The organism is Dyadobacter chenwenxiniae (assembly GCF_022869785.1).
Lineage (GTDB): Bacteria > Bacteroidota > Bacteroidia > Cytophagales > Spirosomataceae > Dyadobacter > Dyadobacter chenwenxiniae.
The window spans coordinates 3356196-3379571 of the sequence record NZ_CP094997.1; the positions used below are offsets into that span (position 1 = coordinate 3356196).

11 protein-coding genes are annotated in these 23376 nt (G+C 47.0%); 2 read left to right on the top strand and 9 right to left on the bottom strand.

What is annotated here, in order from left to right; all coding sequences use genetic code 11:
• Positions 1–93: 93 nt before the first annotated feature.
• Positions 94–531 (top strand): helix-turn-helix domain-containing protein, encoded by a 438-nt coding sequence (locus MUK70_RS14375; RefSeq protein WP_234653165.1) that lies wholly within the window; start codon positions 94–96, stop codon positions 529–531.
• A gap of 36 nt (positions 532–567) precedes the next feature.
• Here MUK70_RS14375 and MUK70_RS14380 read toward each other — a convergent pair whose 3' ends face one another.
• The 4 genes from MUK70_RS14380 to MUK70_RS14395 form a co-directional block, all read right to left on the bottom strand.
• Positions 568–2817, bottom strand: coding sequence for a hypothetical protein (locus MUK70_RS14380; protein WP_234653167.1), 2250 nt, complete (start codon positions 2815–2817; stop codon positions 568–570).
• Positions 2818–4316: 1499 nt separating this feature from the next.
• Positions 4317–5408: a transaldolase gene (tal, locus tag MUK70_RS14385; RefSeq protein ID WP_234653169.1), complete on the bottom strand. Its 1092-nt coding sequence runs from the start codon at positions 5406–5408 to the stop codon at positions 4317–4319.
• A 38-nt stretch (positions 5409–5446) separates the two neighbouring features.
• Positions 5447–5932, bottom strand: coding sequence for a hypothetical protein (locus MUK70_RS14390; protein WP_234653171.1), 486 nt, complete (start codon positions 5930–5932; stop codon positions 5447–5449).
• A gap of 170 nt (positions 5933–6102) precedes the next feature.
• On the bottom strand, positions 6103–12000 hold the full coding sequence (locus MUK70_RS14395; RefSeq protein WP_234653173.1) for an Ig-like domain-containing protein: 5898 nt from the start codon (positions 11998–12000) through the stop codon (positions 6103–6105).
• Between the two features lie 232 nt (positions 12001–12232).
• Between MUK70_RS14395 and MUK70_RS14400 the strand changes: the two genes are divergently transcribed.
• A complete protein-coding gene (locus MUK70_RS14400) occupies positions 12233–12754 on the top strand; it encodes a hypothetical protein (protein ID WP_234653175.1) in 522 nt (173 codons plus the stop codon).
• A 201-nt stretch (positions 12755–12955) separates the two neighbouring features.
• Here MUK70_RS14400 and MUK70_RS14405 read toward each other — a convergent pair whose 3' ends face one another.
• The 5 genes from MUK70_RS14405 to MUK70_RS14425 all read right to left on the bottom strand — a co-directional run bounded on the left by MUK70_RS14405 (position 12956) and on the right by MUK70_RS14425 (position 23340).
• Positions 12956–13774 (bottom strand): polysaccharide deacetylase family protein, encoded by an 819-nt coding sequence (locus MUK70_RS14405; RefSeq protein ID WP_234653177.1) that lies wholly within the window; start codon positions 13772–13774, stop codon positions 12956–12958.
• Positions 13775–13795: 21 nt separating this feature from the next.
• Positions 13796–15130, bottom strand: coding sequence for a neutral/alkaline non-lysosomal ceramidase N-terminal domain-containing protein (locus MUK70_RS14410; protein WP_234653178.1), 1335 nt, complete (start codon positions 15128–15130; stop codon positions 13796–13798).
• 28 nt (positions 15131–15158) lie between these two features.
• Complete coding sequence (locus MUK70_RS14415) at positions 15159–18224, bottom strand: PVC-type heme-binding CxxCH protein (protein ID WP_234653180.1); 3066 nt, start codon at positions 18222–18224, stop codon at positions 15159–15161.
• Positions 18225–18339: 115 nt separating this feature from the next.
• A complete protein-coding gene (locus MUK70_RS14420; RefSeq protein ID WP_234653182.1) occupies positions 18340–19986 on the bottom strand; it encodes a RagB/SusD family nutrient uptake outer membrane protein in 1647 nt (548 codons plus the stop codon).
• Positions 19987–20007: 21 nt separating this feature from the next.
• The gene (locus MUK70_RS14425) at positions 20008–23340 is read right to left on the bottom strand and encodes a TonB-dependent receptor (RefSeq protein WP_234653184.1); all 3333 of its coding nucleotides are present in this window, start codon (positions 23338–23340) and stop codon (positions 20008–20010) included.
• Positions 23341–23376: the final 36 nt, after the last annotated feature.

Sequence of the window (23376 nt, forward strand, 5' to 3'; positions counted from 1 at the left end):
GCCGGTAACATACGTTGCAATGCATGTAAGTTATCTAAGCACTTCCCGGCAGATTTATATAAATTGCTTTTTTTAACCAAACACCCTTTCCACATGGCACATACTACCTCCAATCCGAAGATCCACGAAGGCCGTAACTTAAAGAGATTCAGAGAACTTTTTAACTATAAGCAGGACGCGCTGGCGTTTGAGCTCGGCGAAGATTGGAACCAGCAAAAAATCTCACTACTCGAACAGAAGGAAAAGATCGATTCGGATATTTTGGAGCAGGTTGCGGCGATTTTGAAAATACCTGCGGAGGCGATTCGGAATTTTGATGAAGATCAGGCGATTAATATTATTACCAATACTTATCACGATCATTCCAGTAACAACTCCAATGACAATTCCTTTAATCAGGGCACGATTAATTTAAATCCTATTGAAAAGATTATTCAGCTTCATGAGGAGAAGATTGCTTTGTATGAGCGGATGTTGAAGGAGAAGGATGAGATGATGGGGCGGTTGGAGCGGTTGATTGGGGGGAAGTAGTTTCGACAAAAAGATGATCGTTTATCCCTACCCTTTTCAGGTACCAACAGATGTTACTGGCGTTTCCTGCATTTTTGATAGCGTTTCTCCGTATTCATTTTCAAAATCGGCATCTGCCTTCCATACCTCATCATTAAATACAAGAAAGTCTACAAAATTAGCGCTGTACGAAAAAGAACCCAATCCGAGCCATGAATCACATTTCGATCGATACTTTCTCAACATTGCATAAGTTATAACACTATCTTCAAGATCTTCATTATTTTTAGTGTTCAATACATTGTAAGTTAAACCGAAATCAGGGAAGCTGGATATAGCCAGTGATTTCGTTACTTTGTCTCGCTGAGAAACCTGTTTTATCATTGCCATCTGTTCAACTATTTCGTGGCGACTATTACCAGACAAATCGAGCAGGTGAAACACAATATCTACGATTTTGGGATGCTTCATTAATTTGATTTCTTTAATAAGCAAGTCAAATTTTGGATCCTTCCATCTATGATGAAGCGGGTCGTCACTTTCAGGCAATAAATGCGACATTCCTATTTTGTGAGGATAATAATTTCTGTCAATAAGAGCTCCAAAGTCCGTATCGAGCATAACCCAATCATAATCTTTTAGTCGCCAAAGCTTGCGATCAAGATGGTAACCCAGATACACTAGTTCTTCATCACCTCTAAAATATTCTATTAGATCAATTCTCTGACGTACATAGTATAAGAAGTCAAATGGGTCTTTCAGATAATGTACTAACAGTTCCAAATCAAAAACCGATACAAACAAGGGATATGGATCCTTATCCTCCTTGTCAAGCATCATATGCACCTGATGTGCAAGAGAAGGATAATTTTCGGTTGTGAGCCCCATGATATATACATCATCTACCTTGCGTGGTAATAAAAAGTTATTTCCTTTTTCATCATAAAATCTCGCTGCACTAGTTAAAATTGCTTCTCTCGAAATTAATCCTTGATGGTAAGCATCCTGAACCGCCCCGGTGAAATCTTTCATCAACTGATCGAAATCCCCACGTTTCGCAGTCATCGTAAGTTTCTTGGATTTTACCTGAACACACAAGGCTTTGTTACCAAGCAAACATAACACATCAATATCTGTTGTTCTTTGCCCCTTTTTCGCTTCAATAGTTACAGATCTAAACGTATTGTCTATCCCGAACACTCTAACTAAAAAATCATAGGCAATTTCTTCACCTACTTCACCTCGATTTTTTGCAAGTATACTTCGATAGTTTTCATCTTCCAACATCCAGTAAAACGGGCTTTCATAAACGGCTTCGGGTATAAGATAATTGAGCCCTACAAAATGACGTCCGTCCTCCAAACTGACCAAAGGGCGTGAATTAAGTATATTAAAATAACCAAAACCTTCATAGTTCTGGTTACATCCTGGGACAGAAGAGAAGTTCTCAAAGAAGGCTTTTACTGCATCTTGATCAATGTCCTTCAAATCAGTTGGAGTTACAATGAAGATGTTCAGTAGGTTTTCATAAAATTTGACCCATTTCTCGGTAAGATCAAATTTCGTTTCCTCAGAGTCTGGAAAAAGCAAGCTATATCGAAAGAATGTTGCAGCCACATGTCTTTGGCGCTCCATTTCGGTAATTTGGCGGTTTGAGAATTCCTTTTTTAGTTTCCTGCGCTCTTTTTTTGACAACGCCGGAAAAATCTCCTCAACATCTATAGGTGCCACATCCTGGATTTTTCTTTTTCGAATCTCCTTTATTCTTGCCACTATCTTCCTGCTACTGTCTATATCAAATTCACGATTTTCCCTCAGCCAATCCCGATCATATTTATATTTAGATTCCAGAAATTCAAGGTATTGGAAATCGTAGACGCCATCCCCTGCGTAAAACATTGGTTCTACCATCCCACTGTCCTTTACAAAGAAGTCCAACCTTTCCTCTCTTGTGTTCCCAAGTATTTCTCCATTATCCTGGCGCTTTCTCAGCTCCTGGAGTTTAACAGCATGCGGAGCTAAAAAGGATGTTTGCAATTCCCTCATTAGTTCGTATGTTTTATCCTTCAAATCGACGACTTTTTCTGGTGACTCGGGTAAACCAAAATCAATTTTCTTCTGAATAAGGAAGCCGATAATAAGCGAGCATTCTTTTACACTAAGGAGCGATTTTTGATCAAGCTGATGAATTTTGTTTAGATCGACATGAAAATCATCAATCAGGATGAGACAGAGAGAATAGATATATCCCTTGGTACTAATTAGTATTTTAAGGTCAGCAATGACTTGTTCAGTATTTCTAATCATTATTAAATCTCTTAGTGTTATATAATTGCATTAGCAGTAAGAACTGACAATTAAAAAAAGACGGGTAGCAAGATACTTATGTTAATATTGTCGTTCACTTCTTCTCTCATTCAATGATCCATTTGAGCAACGGAAATTTTCAGTTTTGGCACATCGATTGATTGAATAAGAGATACAAAATTTTTCATTCCAGGCATTGGTAGTTAAGGAAGTCAGCACTAGGAAGCTACGTCATAATTCGATGTTCTTGCTGGTAGGGAAAACTCAAATCTTTATGGTGAAGTGAAATTTCCCTGTTAAACACACGTGACTCACAAAAGGTAGATCGACGACTGGAGTATTCTAATCCTGCTTGCTTCATAGCGCTATATAAAAGAGCAAAAAAATCTGGCACATTATGTATCATCATCGCATAAGATCCGAATGCAAGCATGCGATAAACAAAATCGAGCTCGGGAAATAGAGTGAGTAACGAAGCTTATGGTCTTCTTCTAAAAACTCGACAATCTGTATATTTCCTATGTTTATTGAAAGCTCTTTCTCAGGCACTATTAACTTTCCTGACGTGAAATTGTGGATAGCTAGATATCCCTAGCCCGGGTCGGTTCTCCCTATTTCATCTATCTGCTTTTTAATGACTTCTGCGCAAAAAAATACATATTAGCCCTCGAACATGCTCATTATGTTTTCCTCGCTTTGAAATTATATCATCAAGTGCACCAAAAACACAGTATAATTTTTATATCAACTCACTAAAAACGAACTTAATAAGTTAGCTTAATAAACGCTGGTAAACAACTATTATGCTTTCTCTCGCTGGGGCTCTTTTTAGCTCCCCGAAGACGATTATATCCTGGAATATTCCCTGTGGAATTGGCTCTCAAAGCAGCTGCAAAAACAATCCGAACATCGGCACTCTTACCTAAAATCCCACCTTGGAAACTTCAAAAATGCCTAGCAAACGGCTGGCATTGTCCAATAGCAGTATCTTGGACTCTTCAATAAATTCAAGCCGGTTAAAGTTCGAGCTTTGGATCAGCACATTGTATGCATTACTGGATGATGCAATTTTAGGACGCTGGCCTGCTTGTACATTGGTTTGATAGACCAGCTCAATTTTTGCTACTTTGATACATTCGCGAAGCTATCCATAATTACCTTGATTTGTTATGGGCCAGACAAATGGAACAGCCGCGTATAGCCTCTAAACTTAACCTGCTATTTCTAGCCAATGATTATTATACACGACAAATGTTTTCTCAAAAGCACTTCCGTAGTAATCCAAAACACCTCAGCCCATGCAAGAATGAAACTCATCTTGCATGGGCTGAGGTAGTTAGTATTAGCGCGTGGTCCGAAATTAATTCCCTTGCTGTTTAGTGTCGCGTTTTTCTTTCTTCTCTGCACGCTTTTCTTTCAAGTTTTTCGCGGGCTTTTTCTTATCGTCTTTTTGCACAACTTTTTGGTTCGACATGATTTCTATTTTTTTAGATTAGTGATCACTTCTGTTTTTCGATGGCATCCAACAGTTGTTGGAACGGCTTGCTAAACTTGTCAATCCCTTCATCTTCCAGCTGTTTTGCAACAGCGCCCATATCAATGCCGGCTTCTTTTATTGATTCCAGGACCTTTGTTGCACCATCCAGATCCTGTTCTAAACTGCTCGCCGGATTGCCGTGATCACGGAAAGCCTGTAGTGTTTCCATTGGAATAGTATTGACAGTATCCGGACCGATGAGTGCTTCTACATACCAGGTATCCTTAAAAGCAGGGTTCTTGTTGCTTGTGCTTGCCCATAGCAGCCGCTGCGGTACTGCGCCTTTTTCGGCAAGCTTTTTCCAGCGGTCTGTGCTGAACATCCGTTTGTATATTTGGTATGCTGTCTTTGCAGATGCAATCGCTACCTGACCTTTGAGCTCCCCGAGCCCGTTTTGGTCTAAGAACGGGTCAACTAAAATATCGATGCGGCTCAAAAAGAAGCTAGCCACCGAAGAAACGTGGTTTACCGGCAAGCCATCTGCGGCCCTTTTTTCCAGGCCCGAGATGTAAGCCTCGGCCACCGCTTCATAACGTTCCAGACTAAAAAGCAGAGTGACATTGACATTGATACCTTCGCTGATCGCCGTCTGGACTGCAATCAGTCCGGACTCAGTGCCAGGAATTTTAATCATTACATTGTCCTTACCTACTTCTTCCCAGAGCTGGCGCGCTTGCTTGATCGTCGCCTGCGTATCCAGGGCCAGAAAAGGAGAAACTTCAAGGCTCACATACCCGTCGGCACCAACAACCTCTTCCTCATTGTAAACCGGCGCCAACAGGTCACATGCCAGTTTGATATCCTTCACTGCAATAGCAAAAAATATCTCTTCATTTGTTTTGTCACTTTTTGACAGCTCGGCAATATCCTGGTCATAATCCGAGCTGCTGCTAATGGCCTTCTCAAAAATAGCGGGGTTTGATGTTACCCCTCTTATGCCATCTTCGTCGATCAGCTTTTTCAGTTCACCAGAAAAAATAACTTTGCGGTCTATGAAGTCCAGCCAGATGCTTTGCCCAAAATCATGTATTTGTTTTACTTTACTTGTTGTCATAAGAATGTTGATTTGAAATTTCTTAAAAAGTTGAGCACTTATTGCTCCTGCGGGCTGCCAGTCCCGGTTCGCAGCGCAGTAGCCAGAGATGAAAGTAGCGATGGCATTTCTCCCTCAGCACCAATATCCGGGGCAATCATTAAAACTTTTTCAGCTATCACTTTCATCTGATTTGTAACAACTGCTGAATCTGTTGGGTCGGATATCAGCAAACCTTTGAGCTTTTGCAGCTCCTGGGCGATCGGCTGAGTATTCTCACTTTCAGAAAGCGGTAGGATCCATTGATCGATCAAGGCTACACCAGCTTGCGCCGTAACAGGCTCCTGGCTTCCCATTAGCATGCTAATTGTAGTTTCTAATAACCCGGTTGTATCAGCAAGGCTTTTCATAGTTATGAGTAGTTGAAAATTACTTTGCCACTTCACCTCATCTTTCAATTGGAAGGCCAAACTGGTTATTGGTGACTTCCATAGCGAAGCAGTAATTTCATTTTTTTGTGAGGCGTATTTCTTAATAAATATCATGCCATCAGATGGTCAACTTTGGTAGGACCATTGATGCAATGGAGCGTTATTAAACGGAAAACGCAAATGTCACACGGAGCGTGGTGAAGTGCACGTGCTCTCTGCACATACACTTCGACCACGCTCCGTGTGACAAGCTTGCATGGGAAATTAATTGCTTTGAAAAAAAGCTAAGGCTTAACCACCTTCAACAAAACGGATTCTTTGGCAGAACCGATTTTAATCAGATAAAGACCTGCGTTCTTACCAAGAGGCAATGTATGCCGCTCCGTTTCAGAAGGTTTTTCAATTGATTTTTGAAACAAAGAACGTCCGTTCAGATCTGTTACCATAATGCTGAGAGGCAATGCATTGGCACCTTTGATGACCACTTCTGCCTCGTCTCCCTGCACCGGATTCCCCATCACCGTTACATTCAATTTCCCGGCTGTTACCTCATTCTCCTTCACACCCATTCTGCCGTTAGACTGCGTTGCAGGCTCCTCGCCATACACCAGCTGACCTTTGTAGTAAACCGTGATCTTGTTGTTTTCAGCAAATGTGCCTGCTGCTTTGTAAGAATGATCATTGGTTTCGTCAAATGCAGACCAGTCCGACTTCGCGATCCTGTACTGAATGTTACCTGTGCTGCTCAGCGGGTATAATTTGCCAAGAGAAGGCGCTGCTTTCAATTCAAAGTACGTATCTGCCTGGGTACGCTGTTGGTTGCCTGTAAACTGTCCGGAGATGTTGGCCGCAGCTAATTTGGCGAAGTCAATCCAGTAGTTGAGGCTGGCGGTACCATCGGCTGTGAACCAGTAGCGGATGGTGAGATCGGCATAATCAACCGGCACATTGCCTTTGTTCTCTACTTTGAGCCAGGTGCTCAGCGCTGTCGTTGCAGTATTGGTGTTTTTGTTTTCAGAATAAACCTTTAAATCTAACACCGCTGCTGCCGTATCAGGCTCTACGCCCCACCAAAGTTTACCATTGCGGTACAATGTGATGTGATCATTGGCCACGTAGGACGACGTGCTCTTGAAAGAGTAATCGTCGGTTTCCGAAAGATTCTCCCAATTCACATTAGCAAACCTCGACTGGATAGCTCCTGAATTTCCCGCAGGATTTAAATTACCGGCAGATGCATTGAAAGCATATTCCACATAACCCAAGGCACCCTGCCGCGGTTTGTCCAGTTGTACATAGTTCATCGTCACCTTGTTATTTCCCATTTCGGCGTGATCGATCCATTTGTTAATGCCTGCATAATTCTCAGCAGTAACCCAGTAACGTGCGGTTAGCTCGCTGTATGGCACGGCAACGGAACTTTCGTTGGCAATGGTCAGGTATGGCTTGATGTTATTGTTATTCACCTGGCCATTATCGCCATCGTTATAAAGCACTTTCAAACCCGATGTTACCACCAATGTCCGGCTCCTGGGCTGCGCAGGGCTGTATACTTCATTCCCATTTTGAGATGCGGTAATCACAGCAGTACCCGGTCCAACGGCGTTTACTTTTCCGTTGGAAATGACGGCTACCAATGTATCCGAGCTTGCATAACTAACGGGCAGGCCAGAGGTTGCCACTGCACCCGGATCAAAACCAGCGTCACCAACTGTTTTTTGTGCCAGACTATCCAAAGAAACCGTTTGTGCGATCAGTGACGGAGCAGCGATCGTCAGACAGAAATCATCCAGCACCAGCTTACCGCTCGGACCTGCTTTTGACGCCCATATACCAATGGTCGCGGCGTTTGCAGGCGCTAGTTTGGTCACTGAATACTTGGTATACACGGTTTTAGGTGGATCAAATGGATGAACCTGGAACTGCGTGGTACCACTTGCAATTTTAACTCCTTGTGCATCATAAAAATCGATTCCGATCCCGGCCCACCACGGCAGGATCATTTGGGTATTGTTAGCAGGGTTAGGCGTACCTTCCACTTTGGCCCAGACCTCGAAAGTGATTTCCCGGCCTCCGGTCACCGGAATTGTTTTCCCATAATTAATTGCCCCCTGATCGGCTGTTATGACAGCACTTTTCAAGCCGCTCTGCGCTGATGTGCCAATGGTTGCAGCGGCGGCATTCGGGTTTCTGATCCAGTCTACAAAGCCGCTTTCAAAGCCGTTGTTGGTCAGCACACCACATGAACCCGCGCTAACTATCGTGACCACTGAGCCTGAGGAAACACCGCCTGCATCCTGCGCTGTGGCAGTAATAGTAGCATTACCGACAGCAACGGCTGTCACAATTCCGGTCGCGTTCACCGTAGCCACAGATGGATTGGATGAGCTCCACACCACTGTTTTGTTACTTACATTAACAGGCGCTACCGCTGCTTTGATGGTAGTCGTATCCCCTACTCCAACGGTAGCAGTTGGTTTGTTTAACGTAATGGATGTGATCAAAACATTGGAAACTGTGACCACACTGCTTGCGGTTTTGGCTCCGTCCTGGCTTGTGACAGTCACCGTGGCGGTCCCGGGTGCTACGCCTGATAATACGCCGCTCTGGCTGACAGATACAATGCCGGCGTCGGAAGTGGACCAGGTCAGCGTTTTATTCGTCGCATTGACGGGTTCTACGGACGCAACAAGGGTTATTGAGTTATTCACACCAACAGACGACGTGGCTGCGATCGTAACGCCGCTTACCGCAATGTTGCCCGCAGTAACTGTTGATGAAGCTGTTTTCTGACCCTCGTTTGTGGTAGCGGTAATGGTAGCCGTACCTGGTGACACTCCTCTTACAAGTCCGCTTCCGTCCACACTTACAATGGATGTGTTAGACGAACTCCAGGTTACCTTTTGATTGGTAGCAATTGCTGGTAATACGGCGGCCGACAATCTTGTCGTATCACCTACACCCACGGAAGCAGTTGAAGGGTTTACGGCAACAGAAGTAAGTGGAGTAAGTCCCACTTCTATACCACTAACAACAGGAAACTCAAAATTCGGTATGGGCCTGAAAACGATATTGAGTACCCCTGAGGCATTTGACCGGACCGAAAACTCTCTGACAATGCCTTTATATCTGCCACCTGCCTGCGCGACAATATCAAAGTTTTTAAGCAATGTGTCGGCTACACTGGTGGCTGTCACATTAAACTTCCTTTTTCCGGCAGTGATTGTTCCACTAATTTCAGCAAAATGAAGCCTGACAACATACAAACCATTTGGAACCAGGTTTCCATAGGAATAAATAAGCGGATGACCGCTGTGGCGCTGTGATCTGTATACATCCGCCGGAGCAGGGTTACTTACGCCGGTTAAATCGATAGCTGTTTGCGTGGATGTGGTCCATTGGTATCCCGACTGTGGTGAATCAGCTACAAAATAGCCAATAGTAGGCCCGCCGCAGTTGTTGGCAACTACAACTGTTCCAACGGTCAATAGCGAGGTCGCTGTTTTTGCCCCATCTTCTGTGGTGACAGTAATGGTAGTCGTACCCAGCTTTAAGCCGGTAACCAATCCGCTGGCATTTATTGTGGCAACGGTCGGGTCTGACGAGGTCCAGCTCACTTTTTTGTTCGTTGCGCTGGCGGGGAGCACTGTGGCGGTCAGATTTCTATTTGTACCTAATCCCATTGTAATGGCCGGATCGAGCACCACACTTGTCACCTCTGTTGTAGATGTAACCTTGATGCTGCTTTGGGCAGTTTTTCCACCATCCTGTGTCGTCACTGTAATCGTTGCAACACCCGGAGCGACTCCTGTAACCAGTCCGCTTGCATTAACGGTAGCAATGCCCGCATCGGACGAAGCCCAGCTAACTGCACTGTTTGACGGATATGTGGGGGTAAGCGTCGCTTTAAGCTGTTTTGTAAAACCCACTATAACAGAATCCGCCGCAGGAGCTACCGCCACTGAAACGACTGGCCCGCCCGCAGGCTCGCCAACAAAAATCCCGTTTCCTCCAATCCCCAAATACACTCTGCCATGCAAATCCGCCGCCATGTTGCTCACAATGCCCGGAACCGGGTTGGCGATGGTTGTCCAGGTGGCACCATTATCATCTGAACGAAAAACACCGTAAGAAACCCCATTGATAGCAGTCCCCTCTGAGGTTACATAGATCACCGGGTTGGACGATGCGGTGGTATCTGCTTTTCCGACAGCAATCCATTTTGATTTTGGTATAACCGTAGGATTTACTTTAGTAAACGTTTTAGCCGCATCCGTAGAATGGTAAATTCCGTCGCCCGAAAATGAGATCCAGATATCTCCTTCTTTCCCAGGTGTGGTTTCCACATTCATTTGGGCCACATTACCGACATTAGGCAAATTGGAAGCTGTCGTGGGAGCGAAGTTCACACCGCCATCGGTGCTCACGTAAACCTTGCCTGCTGCATAAATGTAAAAGACGTTGCCGTTTACTTTGTCTGCTGCCAATGGCTGCATCCCGGCCCATATCTCGTAAATACTTCCGGGCTTTAAAACCGCATTGGGAACTCCGTTACATGGCGTCCAGGTAGTACCCAGGTTGTCGGACTGATAAGTCAGGCCGCCCTGCGTGACCCAGACCATTTTCCGGCTGGTGGCAGAAACGGCGATCCTTCCCCTTGCTCCGGGAATGGATGGGAATTTTGTATAAGAATTCCCGCCATCGGTTGAATACCCTCCTATGCCAATGCCATTCCAGCCATCGCTTCCCACACGTGCGATAAAATTTGGGTCTGAGTACTGAATAGCCCCGCCGCTTGTATTGCTACCGGTACTCGTTACAAAAAAGCTCGATATACCTTTTGGAGGGGGAATGTCCAGTGATTTATGGTCAAATCCGCCTACATCGCCCGTTGTCGAAACCAGGAAGTTGGGTCCCGAAGGCGGGCAAACTGACGGACCAGCCACCACAATTTCTTCCAGTCCGTTATCGCGCAATTTCCAGGTGACCCTGCTTGCCCAAACATTGGTCGTTTGAGCGACGTCAAGCCAATCCGAAAACCAGACATGGCTGGCATTAAAAGGATCCCAGGCAAAACCATTGACATTGTGACCGATATTTCCGTCAGCTCCATTTCCGGCTGAATGCGGCGCTTCCGCGACATCGCGCGTTGCCGGTACCATCGACGACCAGCTGCCCGGGCTTCCACCGCTAATGCTGCGGTAAGCGATATCGTGGTTCCACGTGGCGGTGGTTGATACGATCACCTCATTGCTATTGGCAGGGTTGACGCCCACGCCACTAAACTCTTTGCCGGTAACAGGCGTGATATCAATCCAGCTGCTTCCATTCCATTTGTGTAATGAATGAGCACCCAATGGACGATAATCAGCTTTCGGCAACCGGGTCACAAAAAAAGTACCGTCGTTGCTGATGCTGGCGCGCCTCGGTTCGGCCGGGCTACCGATCATCAATGCGAAGGTATTTCCTCCGTCTGTACTGCGATATACGCCGGCCTTTCCACCCAGAAAAATATTCCGGGTAACACCGTCGACCACACCGCCGCTTTTGTCAAAAAAGATAAACCTGCCAGAGACTGAATCCGGCAAAGAAGTGTTCACCTTCGTCCATGATCCTACCGCGCCTGCGGCTGTGCTTTTATAAGTACCATTGGCCCGGGTTGTTACATACACTACATTACTATTGTTGGGATCGACAGCCAGACGGTCTGTGAAAGTTTGGTCGCTATTAGGCAAAACTGTCACCCGAAGCTGGCAGTCGGTCCAGGTAGCACCCCGGTCCACCGACTTCATGATCGTTCCGGGAGAGGTTCCGCCGCCAGGAACCGTTCCCTGGCCTGTCTGATGGGTCGCATAGAGAATATTTCCGGTTGCATCGCTGGGATCAAAAGCAATATCCCCGCATTTGGCGGCTGCTTCCCAGTTCCAGTATGTGGTGGGTATTTTATTGTACCACATCATATCCTCCCATTTCTGGGCTGCATGGTTCCACCGGTACGGCGTGCCTACATCGGTAGTAATAAAAAAGAGGTTTGGGACTTTCGGATGCGCCTTAATGCTTGTGACGTTGCCGCCCCCGCCTATTTTCACGGATCGCCAGTTGTAAGTCTGCGCGCTGGCTGCAAAATTCAAAGCTCCTGCAAATGCAATCAACAGGAGCATGATTCGGATTGTTCTTTTCATAAATGTTACGTTAGTATTATGATGTAAACTGGCTTGTCACCGCATCGAAAAAACAGCTTCTGAATGGCACTTTTTTTCGTTAAAAAAGTCGACATTACGTAGAAGTATTTTGAAGAGTTTTGGCAACATATCCCTTTACAGACAAGTAAAAAGTAAAATCCCCATATTGAAACTTGATATTTTGCAAAAAAAAAGCTGTAAGAGGACTCTTGCGTCCATTGCTCAATAGACTATGAACAAAATTTCAATTCTGGCTCTGATGGTATTTGTTTCCTGCAACGGATCAACCGGGTCCAAAAAAGTGCAGTACGAAAGCAGGAAGACTTATGGAGATTTCGAAGGGGATCAGTACCACCTTGTTTGTTATTCCAGTTTAAAGGACGTAGTCTACGAGTCCCGCTCTGATGCTTTGAAAGGTAATTTTTACTCTTCTGTGGTCTATAAGGACACGATGAAATTGAGCCGTAGGGATATGGATAGGATCGCCAACAACTTTTACCGTTACCGGATCGATCAAATCGAAGGTTTGAAATATATAGAGAAAGCGGCGATTACCCCTTCCGTATTTAGCACCATCGTGGTATTTAAAAACAACATCCGCGTTGCTGAATTGAACGTTGCTTCGGATGGTGAAGGCCCGGTTAGGGCCTTTAACGACAGTGTTTCCAAAATTCTGTTGCAGCAACCGGAATACAAATTTGTCAAGGACACCATTGCGCGATTATATCAAAAGCGTCCGAGAATGTTACTGTGAACGACTTTCTACCAAGGGTTTTATAAGAATCAAATCCATTTTCGTGAAACATTAAGGTGCCAAATTCCGCTAGTATGTAAGGCAATTAACGGGTGGCTGGTTCTTTATTGCCCGGTCGAGAGGATTTTACAATACTGCTCTTACATGTGCATTTTTAGGCTGGCACCGGTCGATCAAAACCAGAAACGTATACTTAAAGGGTTACTCCGGCTGCTTTCTGTTATTTTTAATATACCTAGCCACCGTACCCACAGGAGCAATCCAGATTCCGTTGGCAGGATCTTTGGCGTATTCGATGAGTTTTTTCAGCATCGATAATCGGGTCGTTTGTCCGCCGCTTTCGCCCATTTCGTGACCGGCGAGCACAAGCCATTGCCCATTCGCCCGTGTCTGTTCGATCAGGGGAAGTATCTGTTCAAAATCCTTTCCGTCCATTTCCATGCCGGTAAGCTGGGCAAAATCTCCAAATTCAGGATCATTCGGCCCTTCATCGAGCCAGCCCCGACCAGTGAGGAAAAGCTCCGCCACAACCGGAATATAGCTCTTTGTGTTCACGCCTCTTCCCACAAAAGTACCGCCGCAGGGGTACGCGAAAACTTCCGGTTTCACGCCGAGCAACTGCTCAATGCGTTTGTTGGCATCAATGAGCTCCGTTCTCATTTTTTCCAAAGTATAACTTTCCAATGCATTCGCCCTGGCCCAGGCAAAGTTTCCCGAACAAGGGTGATTGACCGAATGATTTCCGATTTCCTGCCCACTCGCAACTGCTTTCTTCCAGCCGGCAAGCTGCTTTTCAGCGGCGGAGGGCACCAGGTAAAACGTCCCTTTTACATCATATTGGTTCAAAAACGGAATTCCGGTTGTAGCCTGGCTTGCGCGGGCATCATCAAATGACAAGCTGAGCGCAATCTTCTTTCCCTCCGGCCATTTGAAAGGCTCTTTTTGCGCGGAAGCCCATTGGGGAGTAACCAACAAAACCGAGATCAGAAACAGGCAAATTGGGTACTTAGACAGATACATTTTCATAGTTTTGTTAATAGTTCAAGGTTTTTTCATTTCTCCCTGCAGGTAATTCATCACGGCATCGGTCAGGTCCTGGCCGGCTTTTGGGGAGTAAGGGGTTACAGTTGTTTCGTAGCCGCCTTGCGCATAATCCTTTTCGGTCAGCAAATAACCCAGCCAGCCATTTCCGTAGCCAAAGTACATGGTATAAGGAAAGGGCGAACGATCACGGATTTCATTGGATATCTCGCAAAAAAGTTCGAGCGGCGCACTCCAGATCGCTACGTCCTCATTGATCTTCAGAAAACGTACAGGCAGCTTCACCAGGTTTACGCCTTCTTTCGTAGTCCTCGTATAATTAAGCATATCGTCTGTCCAGCCCATTCCGACTTTTCTGGGTGTTTCCACGATCAAAGCACTGCTGCGAAGTTTTATATCCGACGACATCGACAGAATTTCCTTATTGGCCTTAATGATCTTATCGCCCAGCATTACCTTGAACTGCGGAATGACCCTTTTTCCGTTTGGTGCGTCCAGTTGGCTGTAAAGCGGCGCAATATTTCCAGCCGCCCCATTGATATATAGCATCGGCGCGCCCAGCTTTTCTTCTACATATTCGGCGACAACACCCGGCCCATCCGCGCTGATCTCTGTAATGGCAGCGAAAACAGTGCCGTGCATGGCATAGTTGGCAATCAATGTCAGCAGGCTGCCGTCTTCTTTTTCAATGCGGATTAATCCAATGCGCCTGTCTACCGGGCCGTCGGGATTCATGCCGAGTGTGATCCTTCCATCGGCTAATCTTGCGCGGCGGTTGATATTGGCCGACGCAAACCCCCAACCGGTTCCGAGCTTGGCAGGAACCAGTTTTTTTCGTGCCTCCGCGATACCATCAATCAGTTTTTGCTCCACCAGAGCGGTATATACTTTGTCGAACTCATGCTGATAGCGGTCACCCAGAAATACGGACGGCAGTCCCGGAGGGCCAACTTCCGGTGCTGAGTGGGTATGGGTAAAAGTCCACCAAATGTTTACCGGGTCGATTTTCAGCTCTTTTTGAATGCGTGCTGCTACTTTGTCATATTCAGAAGGTGCTACCAGGGCCAGGTCCGACGAGATAAGTACAAACTGCGTCACACCATCGTCCATCATCACAATCCGGTGGTATATTCTATCATAAACACTTTCGGATTTGCGCGGGCCGTAACCCAGCAGATACTGCGAATTAGTGGGAGTAATATCAACTTTCACTACGGAGGCGCGAAAACCGGCTGCGCCAACCGGATGCAGCGTGAAGTAAAGCAGCGTTGCAAACAGCGCTAAAAGCCAATTTCTGAAAATATGGGCATGAAATATGTGATGATTTGACATCATGGTTTCTTTTTGATTGATTAAGAAAAAATTAGTGGGCGGGTGTGTCCTGTTTTCCCTGTTTGAGATACAAAAGCAAGTCCGCCATTTCCTGCCGGCTGATCTGGTTTTCCAGGCCCGCCGGCATGACCGACATACCCAGTGCTTTCAACGATTTGATGTTGGCGCGTGCGATAACCGTTTCCTGTCCGCCGTAATTCCTGATGGTCAAAGCAGTCGGCGATTCCGTTGCGATCAATCCCTGCACCGGCTCGCCTTCCTTTATTTCGATCGACCAGATATCAAATCCATCGGCAATGGAAAGGTTGGGATTCAGGATATCGCCCATAATGGACTCAGGCCGACGGTTTCGGATTGTCCCTAGGTCTGGCCCATAAGGTGTGCCCGATTTGCCGCCGATCTGGTGACAGGCGGAGCAGTTTTTCTGGAAAACGGCGCGGCCGTTATCTATACTTCCTGTCATGGATAATGCTGGCGCATAAGCTTTTACGACTTCCATCCGACCATCGTCTTTTTTGGTCAACAACATTCGCGACCGCGCTTTTAAAGCCGCATTTCCCTGCGCCATCAGTCCCACACTTCTCGGCCAGCCAATGGCAGAAGGATCAATGATCTTCTTTTCCAGAGCGTCTAAAAGCAGCGAGATCCGCGATTCATTCACCATAAAAGTATTGATCGCCGCATTCCGGACATCCCGCGTCAGCGAAGGCCATTGTTCCACCACAAAATGGCTGACGGTATTATCTGGAACCGCACTGAGGGTTTTCAAAGCAGCCAGTTGCACGGGCAGCGGCTCGGTAGGCGCAATCAGCTTTTTGAGCGGTCTGATGTATAATTTGGGATTATCCAGAGACAAGAAGTTGATCGCAGCGGTACGGTTTTCGACGCTCGCCTTTTTATCCAATGCAGTTCTGACAGATTTTTCAACAGCCAGTTTGGTGCTCGCATTTTGAATCAACCCTGTGATATTGAGTAACTGGATACTTCCCTGGCGCACAGCCGCAGACGGGTTGTTTATGGCCGCGCTTACCAGTACATTCTGTTCACTTTTCAAAGCAATTGCGGCTGTTTTATTATTTTTCAATCCAAGTGCCAATCCCTGTAAAACCGCCGCCTGCCAGCCACTGTTTTTCTTGTCTTCCGGAGCCAACACCCTCATTATCGCATTTTTAATCTCAACAGCGCTGCCGCCATTTCCGGTCATCGTACTCAGTCTTTCCACCAGCGAGCTGTACGCGGCATTATCCGCCTGGTAGCGGTTTAGTACTGCGCCAAGCAAGCTATTTTTGGAAGAAGGTGTAGCCGATAAAGCCGCGATCTGCATCCAGGGATCTTCTATATTCTTGAATAAAAGATTTTCCCTTGCCTTACCAGCCTCGGGCGAATCCAGGAAGCCGAGCGTGCAAAGAAGCTGAAAACGCACTTTGGCATTCGGGTCATTTTGCAAGCTAATTAACGCATTTTGAACGGCATTATCTTTCAAAAATGGTTCAGAAAGCCTGATCGCATTTTCCCTCACACCAGAAGCATTGTCTTTCAAGGCAGTGACCAGAAGTTCTGGTTTCAGCGCGTTCATTCCCTCCAAAGTATAAAGCGCATGCAACCGGCCGAGCGGATTTTTTTCATTGGCTACCATTTGTTCCAATGACGCTACCACCGTTTTATCATCACCGTCAATCAATAAACGTTGTGCATTGCGCCGCCACCATATATTGGGATCGGCCAGCTTGCCTACCAGGAAATCGTTGGTCCATTGGGTTGTTTTTAAATCGTTAACCCAGGTCAGCGGCTTGGTGCCTTTTGGCGTAATGCGGTAAATGCGGCCTTTGTCTATTCCATTATACAACTCCCCGGATTTGATCACGTCGTCGGCCATCCACTCCGGATGTTCGATGATCTGCCGGTAATAATCAACTACATACAACGCACCGTCCGGGCCAATGTACATATTGACCGGGCGGAACCAGGCGTCGGTGGAAGCAAGGAATTCTTTGTTCTGGTAAACCCGACTGGCGGTAAAAGTTGCGCCTTTGTCGTGTATCACATCCGCGTGCACAATGTTGCTTACGGGTTCGGCCACGAACATGACGCTATCAAAAGGAGCCGGAAAAATCCCGCCCTGATAAGTCTTTGAGCCGCAGGCGGAGGTGAAAACGCCGAGGTCGGTCAGCAACTGGTTCAAAGGATTTTGCGTAATCGGGAAAACTTCTGCCGCATTGCCGTGATCAGAAATCGACTGCGCTGCATTGGAAACGAGCAGGTTTGGATTTCGTTTGAGGTATTCGGCAGACATTACCTGATGGATAATGTGGTTGGCATTGCTCACCAGAAGATACCGGCCCCAGTTATCAAATGTATGTCCAAACTGCGTATTGGCCGAAAGTATCTCCAATCCTGCGCGGTCCGGCCGCATTCGTACACTTCTTCCGCGTGCATTGTCGGGTAAGCGTGGGGTTTCTTTTTTATCAGGATAATATACATCACCGCCTCTGTCGCCGAATTCGCTTTTAAATGTTTGGGTGGAAACCGCAGGCTCGTGACCCAGGTAGATCCAGTTGTCCAGGCCCAGTGTCGGATTATTGAGGTTATGCTGCGGGTTGGATAATGCAAAGCCGGTGACCAACGTGTCGCGCAAATCGGCCTTTCCATCACCATCGGAATCCTCGAGATACAGGACATTGGGCGCATCTGTGACGATGATACCCTTTTTCCAGCGCATTACACCGGTTGGCAACATTAATCCTTCTGCGAACGCAATGCTTTTGTCCATTTTTCCATCGCCGTCGGTATCCGTCAGCAACTTGATTTTCCCAGACCCACTTTTGTCGAGCGGATAGCCGTGCATTTCCACAACATACATACGGCCTGCCTCGTCAATTTCCATGGCAACCGGGTCGGCAACAAGCGGCTCGCTGGCAACCATTTCTATTTGAAAGCCTTCGGGAAGCTGAAAGGTCGCCAATGCTTTTTCCGGCGGGACTTCGTGGGGTTTAGGCCGGCTGCTTGCGGCAAGCAGACAGATGCAAAAAAGCAATCCGGTTACAGGCTTAATAATGTGGTTACCACTCATTATATTGATAAATAGGTTGGTTTGCATTCATGGGCGCTGTGGTATTTTCAAGGACTAACTCCAACTTAATAAGCAAGTTGTCCCTGAAAATACCGTTGCGGCTGGGTGAGCAATTCAGAAAAGGAAAAGAGATAGGATAATGCTAGTAATTAGGATTTTGCACCAACTTTGAATTCTGATTGATCGCTGCCTGCGGAATAGGCAACAGATAGTTTTTTTCCGGAAAGAACTTTTTGCCTCCTTCTGGTGCGGGAATTACGGTATAAACAGTTTTTCCACCCACCACTTCAATTTTCATGGCGTGCAGCGTTCCGTTCAGGTTTTTTTCGGCCAGTTTCAGGCGCATAAGGTCAAACCAGCGTCTTTCCTCAAAAGCCAGTTCCACCCGACGTTCCCGCTGAATCACCACCCGCATTTGGGCCTGGGTAAGCCCGGCTTTGAGCGCAGGCAATTCCGAGCGTGTCCGTATCTGGTTAATGGCCGTATACACCGATGCATCCGGGCCGGCCGCTTCGTTTTGGGCTTCGGCATAGCTCAGCAATACCTCGGCATAACGATAGATAATGAAGCTGCCGCTGTTCAACTGGTTGTTACCATTGATCGCGTATTTCGGGTTGAGTGTTTTTCGGAGGTAGTAACCCGTGTTGGTGGCCTCGTTGGTGTTGCTCAGATCGGTCGCATTCCGGCTGCCTACGCCTTGCTTCATCACCATTTCAGCGCCCGTCCAGGTTGATCCGTCGTAGACAATGGACTGATAAAACCGTTTTTCCCGGTTTAGGTAAGGGTTTTGAGGATCATAGCCGGAAGCCGGATCTGAAATCGGCAGACCATTGGCCATTGCATATTCATCCACCAGTTCCTGCGTAGGATCCACGCCACCATAGGCTTTCTGCACACCGCCTACCATCCAGGGGCCCCACAAACCTTCCTTTCCGCTGCCCAATGCCGTGCCGCCAAGGTATTGTTTGGCAAAAATCACTTCTATATTGTTGTTGTTATCCTCGTAAAACTGCGTTTCGTAATTGGAAAACAAACTGTGAGAACCCAGGTCGATTACCTGCTTATTGGTAGCCGCCGCCACCGCCCAGCGGGCTTTGTCATTGGTGGTATTTTTCAACGGGCTGGCCCAGAAAAGCTCGCAGAATCCTTTAAGCGTCAGCGCTGAGGCTTTGGAAACCCGGCCTGCTTCTGCTTTCAGCGGCAGGTCCTCCACGATAGCAGCGCACTCGTCCACAATGAATTTGTAGGTTTCTTCATCCGTATTGCGTGCCCTGAATATGGCGTCGCCTTCCTTGTTCTGGTTCAATGCATTGGTGATGATCGGAACGCCGCCGTGGGCTGTCCACAAAAGCTGGTAGTAATAGGCCCGTAAATATCTTGCTTCCGCAATTTTGGGCTTTTTCCAGGTATCCGGAAGCGTGGATGCGGTTACTTTTTCAATAAACAGATTAGCTCTGCGGATGTTGGCGTACTGGCCCCACCAGTTGGGCGCATTGCTCGGCGTATACACTGATGGAGAATATAAAACCCTGCTATCGAGCCCGTTCACGCCGTTCATTGCATTATCCGTGTAATTTTCCCATGGATCGAAGAAGTTGAACGGGCCGGGGATTCCTGAATATACATTGTTCAAAAAGAGGTCTGCGGTGCCGGTGTCTGTCCAGACGGTTGTATCTGAAATCTGATCTTTCGGAGCTACATCCAGGAAGCTTTGGCAGGAAAATATCCCAAACAGCATGAACAGCAAAGCTACTTTACCATTCAAATTCATAAACCTATGGAGTTTCATTTTCGTATCGTTTTCAAGAAATTAGAAAGTAATATTTAGACCAACCGACATTACTTTTTGCTGGGGATAGCTCCACGCATTCGCCTGGGTAATTTCCGGATCGAAATTCCGAAGCTTGGTCCATGTAAGTAGGTTCTGGCCAGACACATAGATGCGTGCATTCTGGATCTTCACTTTTTGAGTAATGACCGATGGCAGCGAATAAGACAACGTGGCGCTTCTCAAACGTAAATAGCTGGCGTCGCCGACCCAGAATGAAGAAGTCTGCGTGTTATTGGCCGTTGGCGCATTGGTAATGCGCGGGTTTTTGGCGTTCGGATTTTCCGGCGTCCAGTAATCCAGGTTTTCCCGTACGGCGCCCATTCCGTTGTTGAAAGCCCAGGCTGCGCTGCCCGCATAATAAAAGTTCGTTTTAGCCGCGCCCTGAAATAAGATATCCAGCGTAAAACCTTTGTACTGAACATTAGGAGAAATACCGTAAATGATCCGTGGCGTTGCAACTGCGTCACCGATCCTGGTCCGGTCGTCATCGTTGATTTTCCCGTCATTGTTCATATCCTGGTACCGAATGTCACCGGGCAGTACAGGGCCCCACGGCTGAACTGCAATGCCGGGTTTCAACTTGCCGGCGTCGTCAAAATCGGCTAACTGGAAGAATCCCGATGACTGAAATCCAAACTGCGTTCCGAGCGGCTTACCGGTTAAACGACGATTGGGATTGTTATAAGTAGCACCTGCTTCAAAGACCTGAAGCAGCTTGTTTTTGGCATAAGTGACATTACCGTTCAACGATACACGAAGGTCCGATGAGAACCGGTGCGAGGATCCCAGGGACAGGTCAATGCCCTGGTTTTGCATGATACCCGCATTCACCTGGCTTAGGCCGATACCATATTCGGAAGGAACGATCACGTCCGGATTGACCAGCATATTGGAGCGTTTTTCGTGGAAGTAGTCGGCTTCTATATTCAGTAAACCTTTCCAGAGTGTGGCTTCAATGCCGATATCAGTCTTTTTGGCGCGTTCCCAGGTAATGTTTGGGTTTGGTTCATTCCGCTCCCGGATCGCCTGCACCGCGTTCCCGCCGATCACGTAAGCTGGCCCTGCCACACCGTATGTGCTCATATACTGGAAGGCGCTGCCTGCGAGCGCACCTACTTCTCCATATGATCCGCGCAGTTTCAGGTTATCGATCCAGCGAAGGTTTTGTTTTATAAAATTCTCCTCCGACAAACGCCATCCGACTGAGAATGCAGGAAAAAAACCAAAGCGGTTATCCGGGGAAAAGTAGTAGCTGCCATCGTAGCGACCGCTGGCTTCAAACAAATATTTATCGGCATAGTCGTACGTAACCCGATATACCAGGCCCATCTGGCGACCGAGGCTCGCGGTTCCATTGGTGGTCATATCTGCATTGCTCGAACTGCCCATGTTCAGCTCATCAATGCCCAGGTTGTAGTTCCGGCGCGACGCTCCCAGTGCGATCGTATCATTTGCTTTGGCCTCAAAAACAGTGAGCGCGCCAATGCTGCTTTTACCAAATGACCTGGCGTAGTTCAGACTGGCCTGGTAAGTAAGTTGCTGATATTGCCGATAATTTTGGTTCAAAGATGCTTTGGCCGCACCAAAAATACCGTCGGTAATCACTTTCGTCACAGGATTGATCGTAGCGAGATGAACCGGCACAGTCCAGATCTTGTCCATGATCATCGTAGGATCATATGCGATCGTTCCTTTCGCAACCAGTCCCGGAATAAAAGGAATTGCCTGTTCAACAGACAATTGGGTATATAAAGCAGTCGTATTTGTCTTCTGATAACCACTGTTGTAAATGCTTCCGGTTACATATGTGCCGTTCATACCATTGCTAAAAAACAGCGGGCCGTTTTGCGGTGTGGCATAACCGATCAATTCAAAGATCCGCGATGTCCCGATGGATGGATATTGTGACTTTTGCAGCCGACCGTTCAGGCTGAATGATATCTTGGTGGTTTTGGTAGCCTGTGCATCCAGGTTCATCGCCAGGTTATAGCGTTTGTTGCTCGTCGACGGCCACATTCCGGCCTGATACTGGTAACCGAGACTTGCGTAGTATTTGATCCGCTCGGCACCGCCCGAAAGCTCAATGTTATGTGTTGTAATAACCGCATTGCGGTTCACCAGCTCCTTTACATAATTCTCGCTAGGGTACGAATCATTGTCGGAACCATCTTTAAATTTTTGCAGAGCTTCGTCCGTATAGGGCACAGGCAAACCGGCGTTTCTGGCGGCCGCGTTTTTCAAAGTAGCAAAATCGTAGCCATTGAGATAATCCGGCATTACTGTTGGATTCTGAAATCCCACGTAAGCATTATAGGTCAATGATGGCGTTCCGGTTTTCCCACGTTTGGTGGTTACCAGCACCACCCCATTTGCACCCGCAACACCGTAAGGCGCCACAGCCGCGGCATCTTTCAGCACGGTAAAAGTCTCAATGGTATTAGGGTCAAGCTGTTGAAAATTTCTTGGAATACCATCTACTACCAATAAGGGCTGATTGTTGCCCGTCGAGGAAACACCTCGAATGTAAATGCTGGAACCATCCCGCCCCGGCTCGCCGGAGGCTTGCTTGGCGATCACACCGGAAACCCGGCCGCCTAACCCGTTACTCAGGTTGGTCAGCGGCGTGGCAGCGAGCTGTTCGCCTTTTAATGTTGAGACGGCGGCAGTAACCGAAGTTTTCTTTTGTGTTCCGTAACCAACCACCACCACTTCGCTCAATGCTTTAATGCTGGCTTTCAATGCAATATCCATGGTGGTCCGGCTGCCGACGGTGAGTTCCTGACTTTCGTAGCCTACAAAACTGAATATCAACACGGCAGCATCGTCCTCCACGGCAAGTTCATATTTGCCGTCTGTTCCTGTGACGCTGCCCCGCTGGGTACCTTTTATGATTACGCTCACACCCGGTAATGCTTCCCCTTTTTCGTCGGAAACAACACCGGTGATGGTTTTATCAACTTCCGCAATTTTCGGCATTACGAGCGCTTCAAGCGGCTTTTTATGGAGTAGAATCCTGGAATCTACTACCTCAAATGAGATCTGGATTGGTGTCAGCAATTCGTCCAAAACCCTGGATAATTGTCTTTTGGAAACATTCAGCGACACTTTCTGACGTGCCTGAATGCTGTTGGTACTATAAATAAATTTCACATTGGCCTGCTTTTCAATGTGGCTTAATACCTGCCTTACCTCCGCGGATTCCATTTGAATGGAAATCTCCTTCCGAAGGGCCTCCTGTGCGCGTGTATCCACCGCAAAAGAAAGGTTACAGAACAGGGCACAAAGCAGTAACTGTGTAACAGTTATTCGCATGACATTAATTAGATACCGTTTGACAGATACATTTTT

Excerpts from the sequence above, each read along its gene's own strand:
- MUK70_RS14375 (WP_234653165.1), top strand. The coding sequence starts at position 94 with ATGGCACATACTACCTCCAATCCGAAGATCCACGAAGGCCGTAACTTA.
- MUK70_RS14380 (WP_234653167.1), bottom strand. The coding sequence starts at position 2,817 with ATGATTAGAAATACTGAACAAGTCATTGCTGACCTTAAAATACTAATT.
- tal (WP_234653169.1), bottom strand. The coding sequence starts at position 5,408 with ATGACAACAAGTAAAGTAAAACAAATACATGATTTTGGGCAAAGCATC.
- MUK70_RS14390 (WP_234653171.1), bottom strand. The coding sequence starts at position 5,932 with ATGATATTTATTAAGAAATACGCCTCACAAAAAAATGAAATTACTGCT.
- MUK70_RS14395 (WP_234653173.1), bottom strand. The coding sequence starts at position 12,000 with ATGAAAAGAACAATCCGAATCATGCTCCTGTTGATTGCATTTGCAGGA.
- MUK70_RS14400 (WP_234653175.1), top strand. The coding sequence starts at position 12,233 with ATGAACAAAATTTCAATTCTGGCTCTGATGGTATTTGTTTCCTGCAAC.
- MUK70_RS14405 (WP_234653177.1), bottom strand. The coding sequence starts at position 13,774 with ATGTATCTGTCTAAGTACCCAATTTGCCTGTTTCTGATCTCGGTTTTG.
- MUK70_RS14410 (WP_234653178.1), bottom strand. The coding sequence starts at position 15,130 with ATGATGTCAAATCATCACATATTTCATGCCCATATTTTCAGAAATTGG.
- MUK70_RS14415 (WP_234653180.1), bottom strand. The coding sequence starts at position 18,224 with ATGCAAACCAACCTATTTATCAATATAATGAGTGGTAACCACATTATT.
- MUK70_RS14420 (WP_234653182.1), bottom strand. The coding sequence starts at position 19,986 with ATGAAACTCCATAGGTTTATGAATTTGAATGGTAAAGTAGCTTTGCTG.
- MUK70_RS14425 (WP_234653184.1), bottom strand. The coding sequence starts at position 23,340 with ATGCGAATAACTGTTACACAGTTACTGCTTTGTGCCCTGTTCTGTAAC.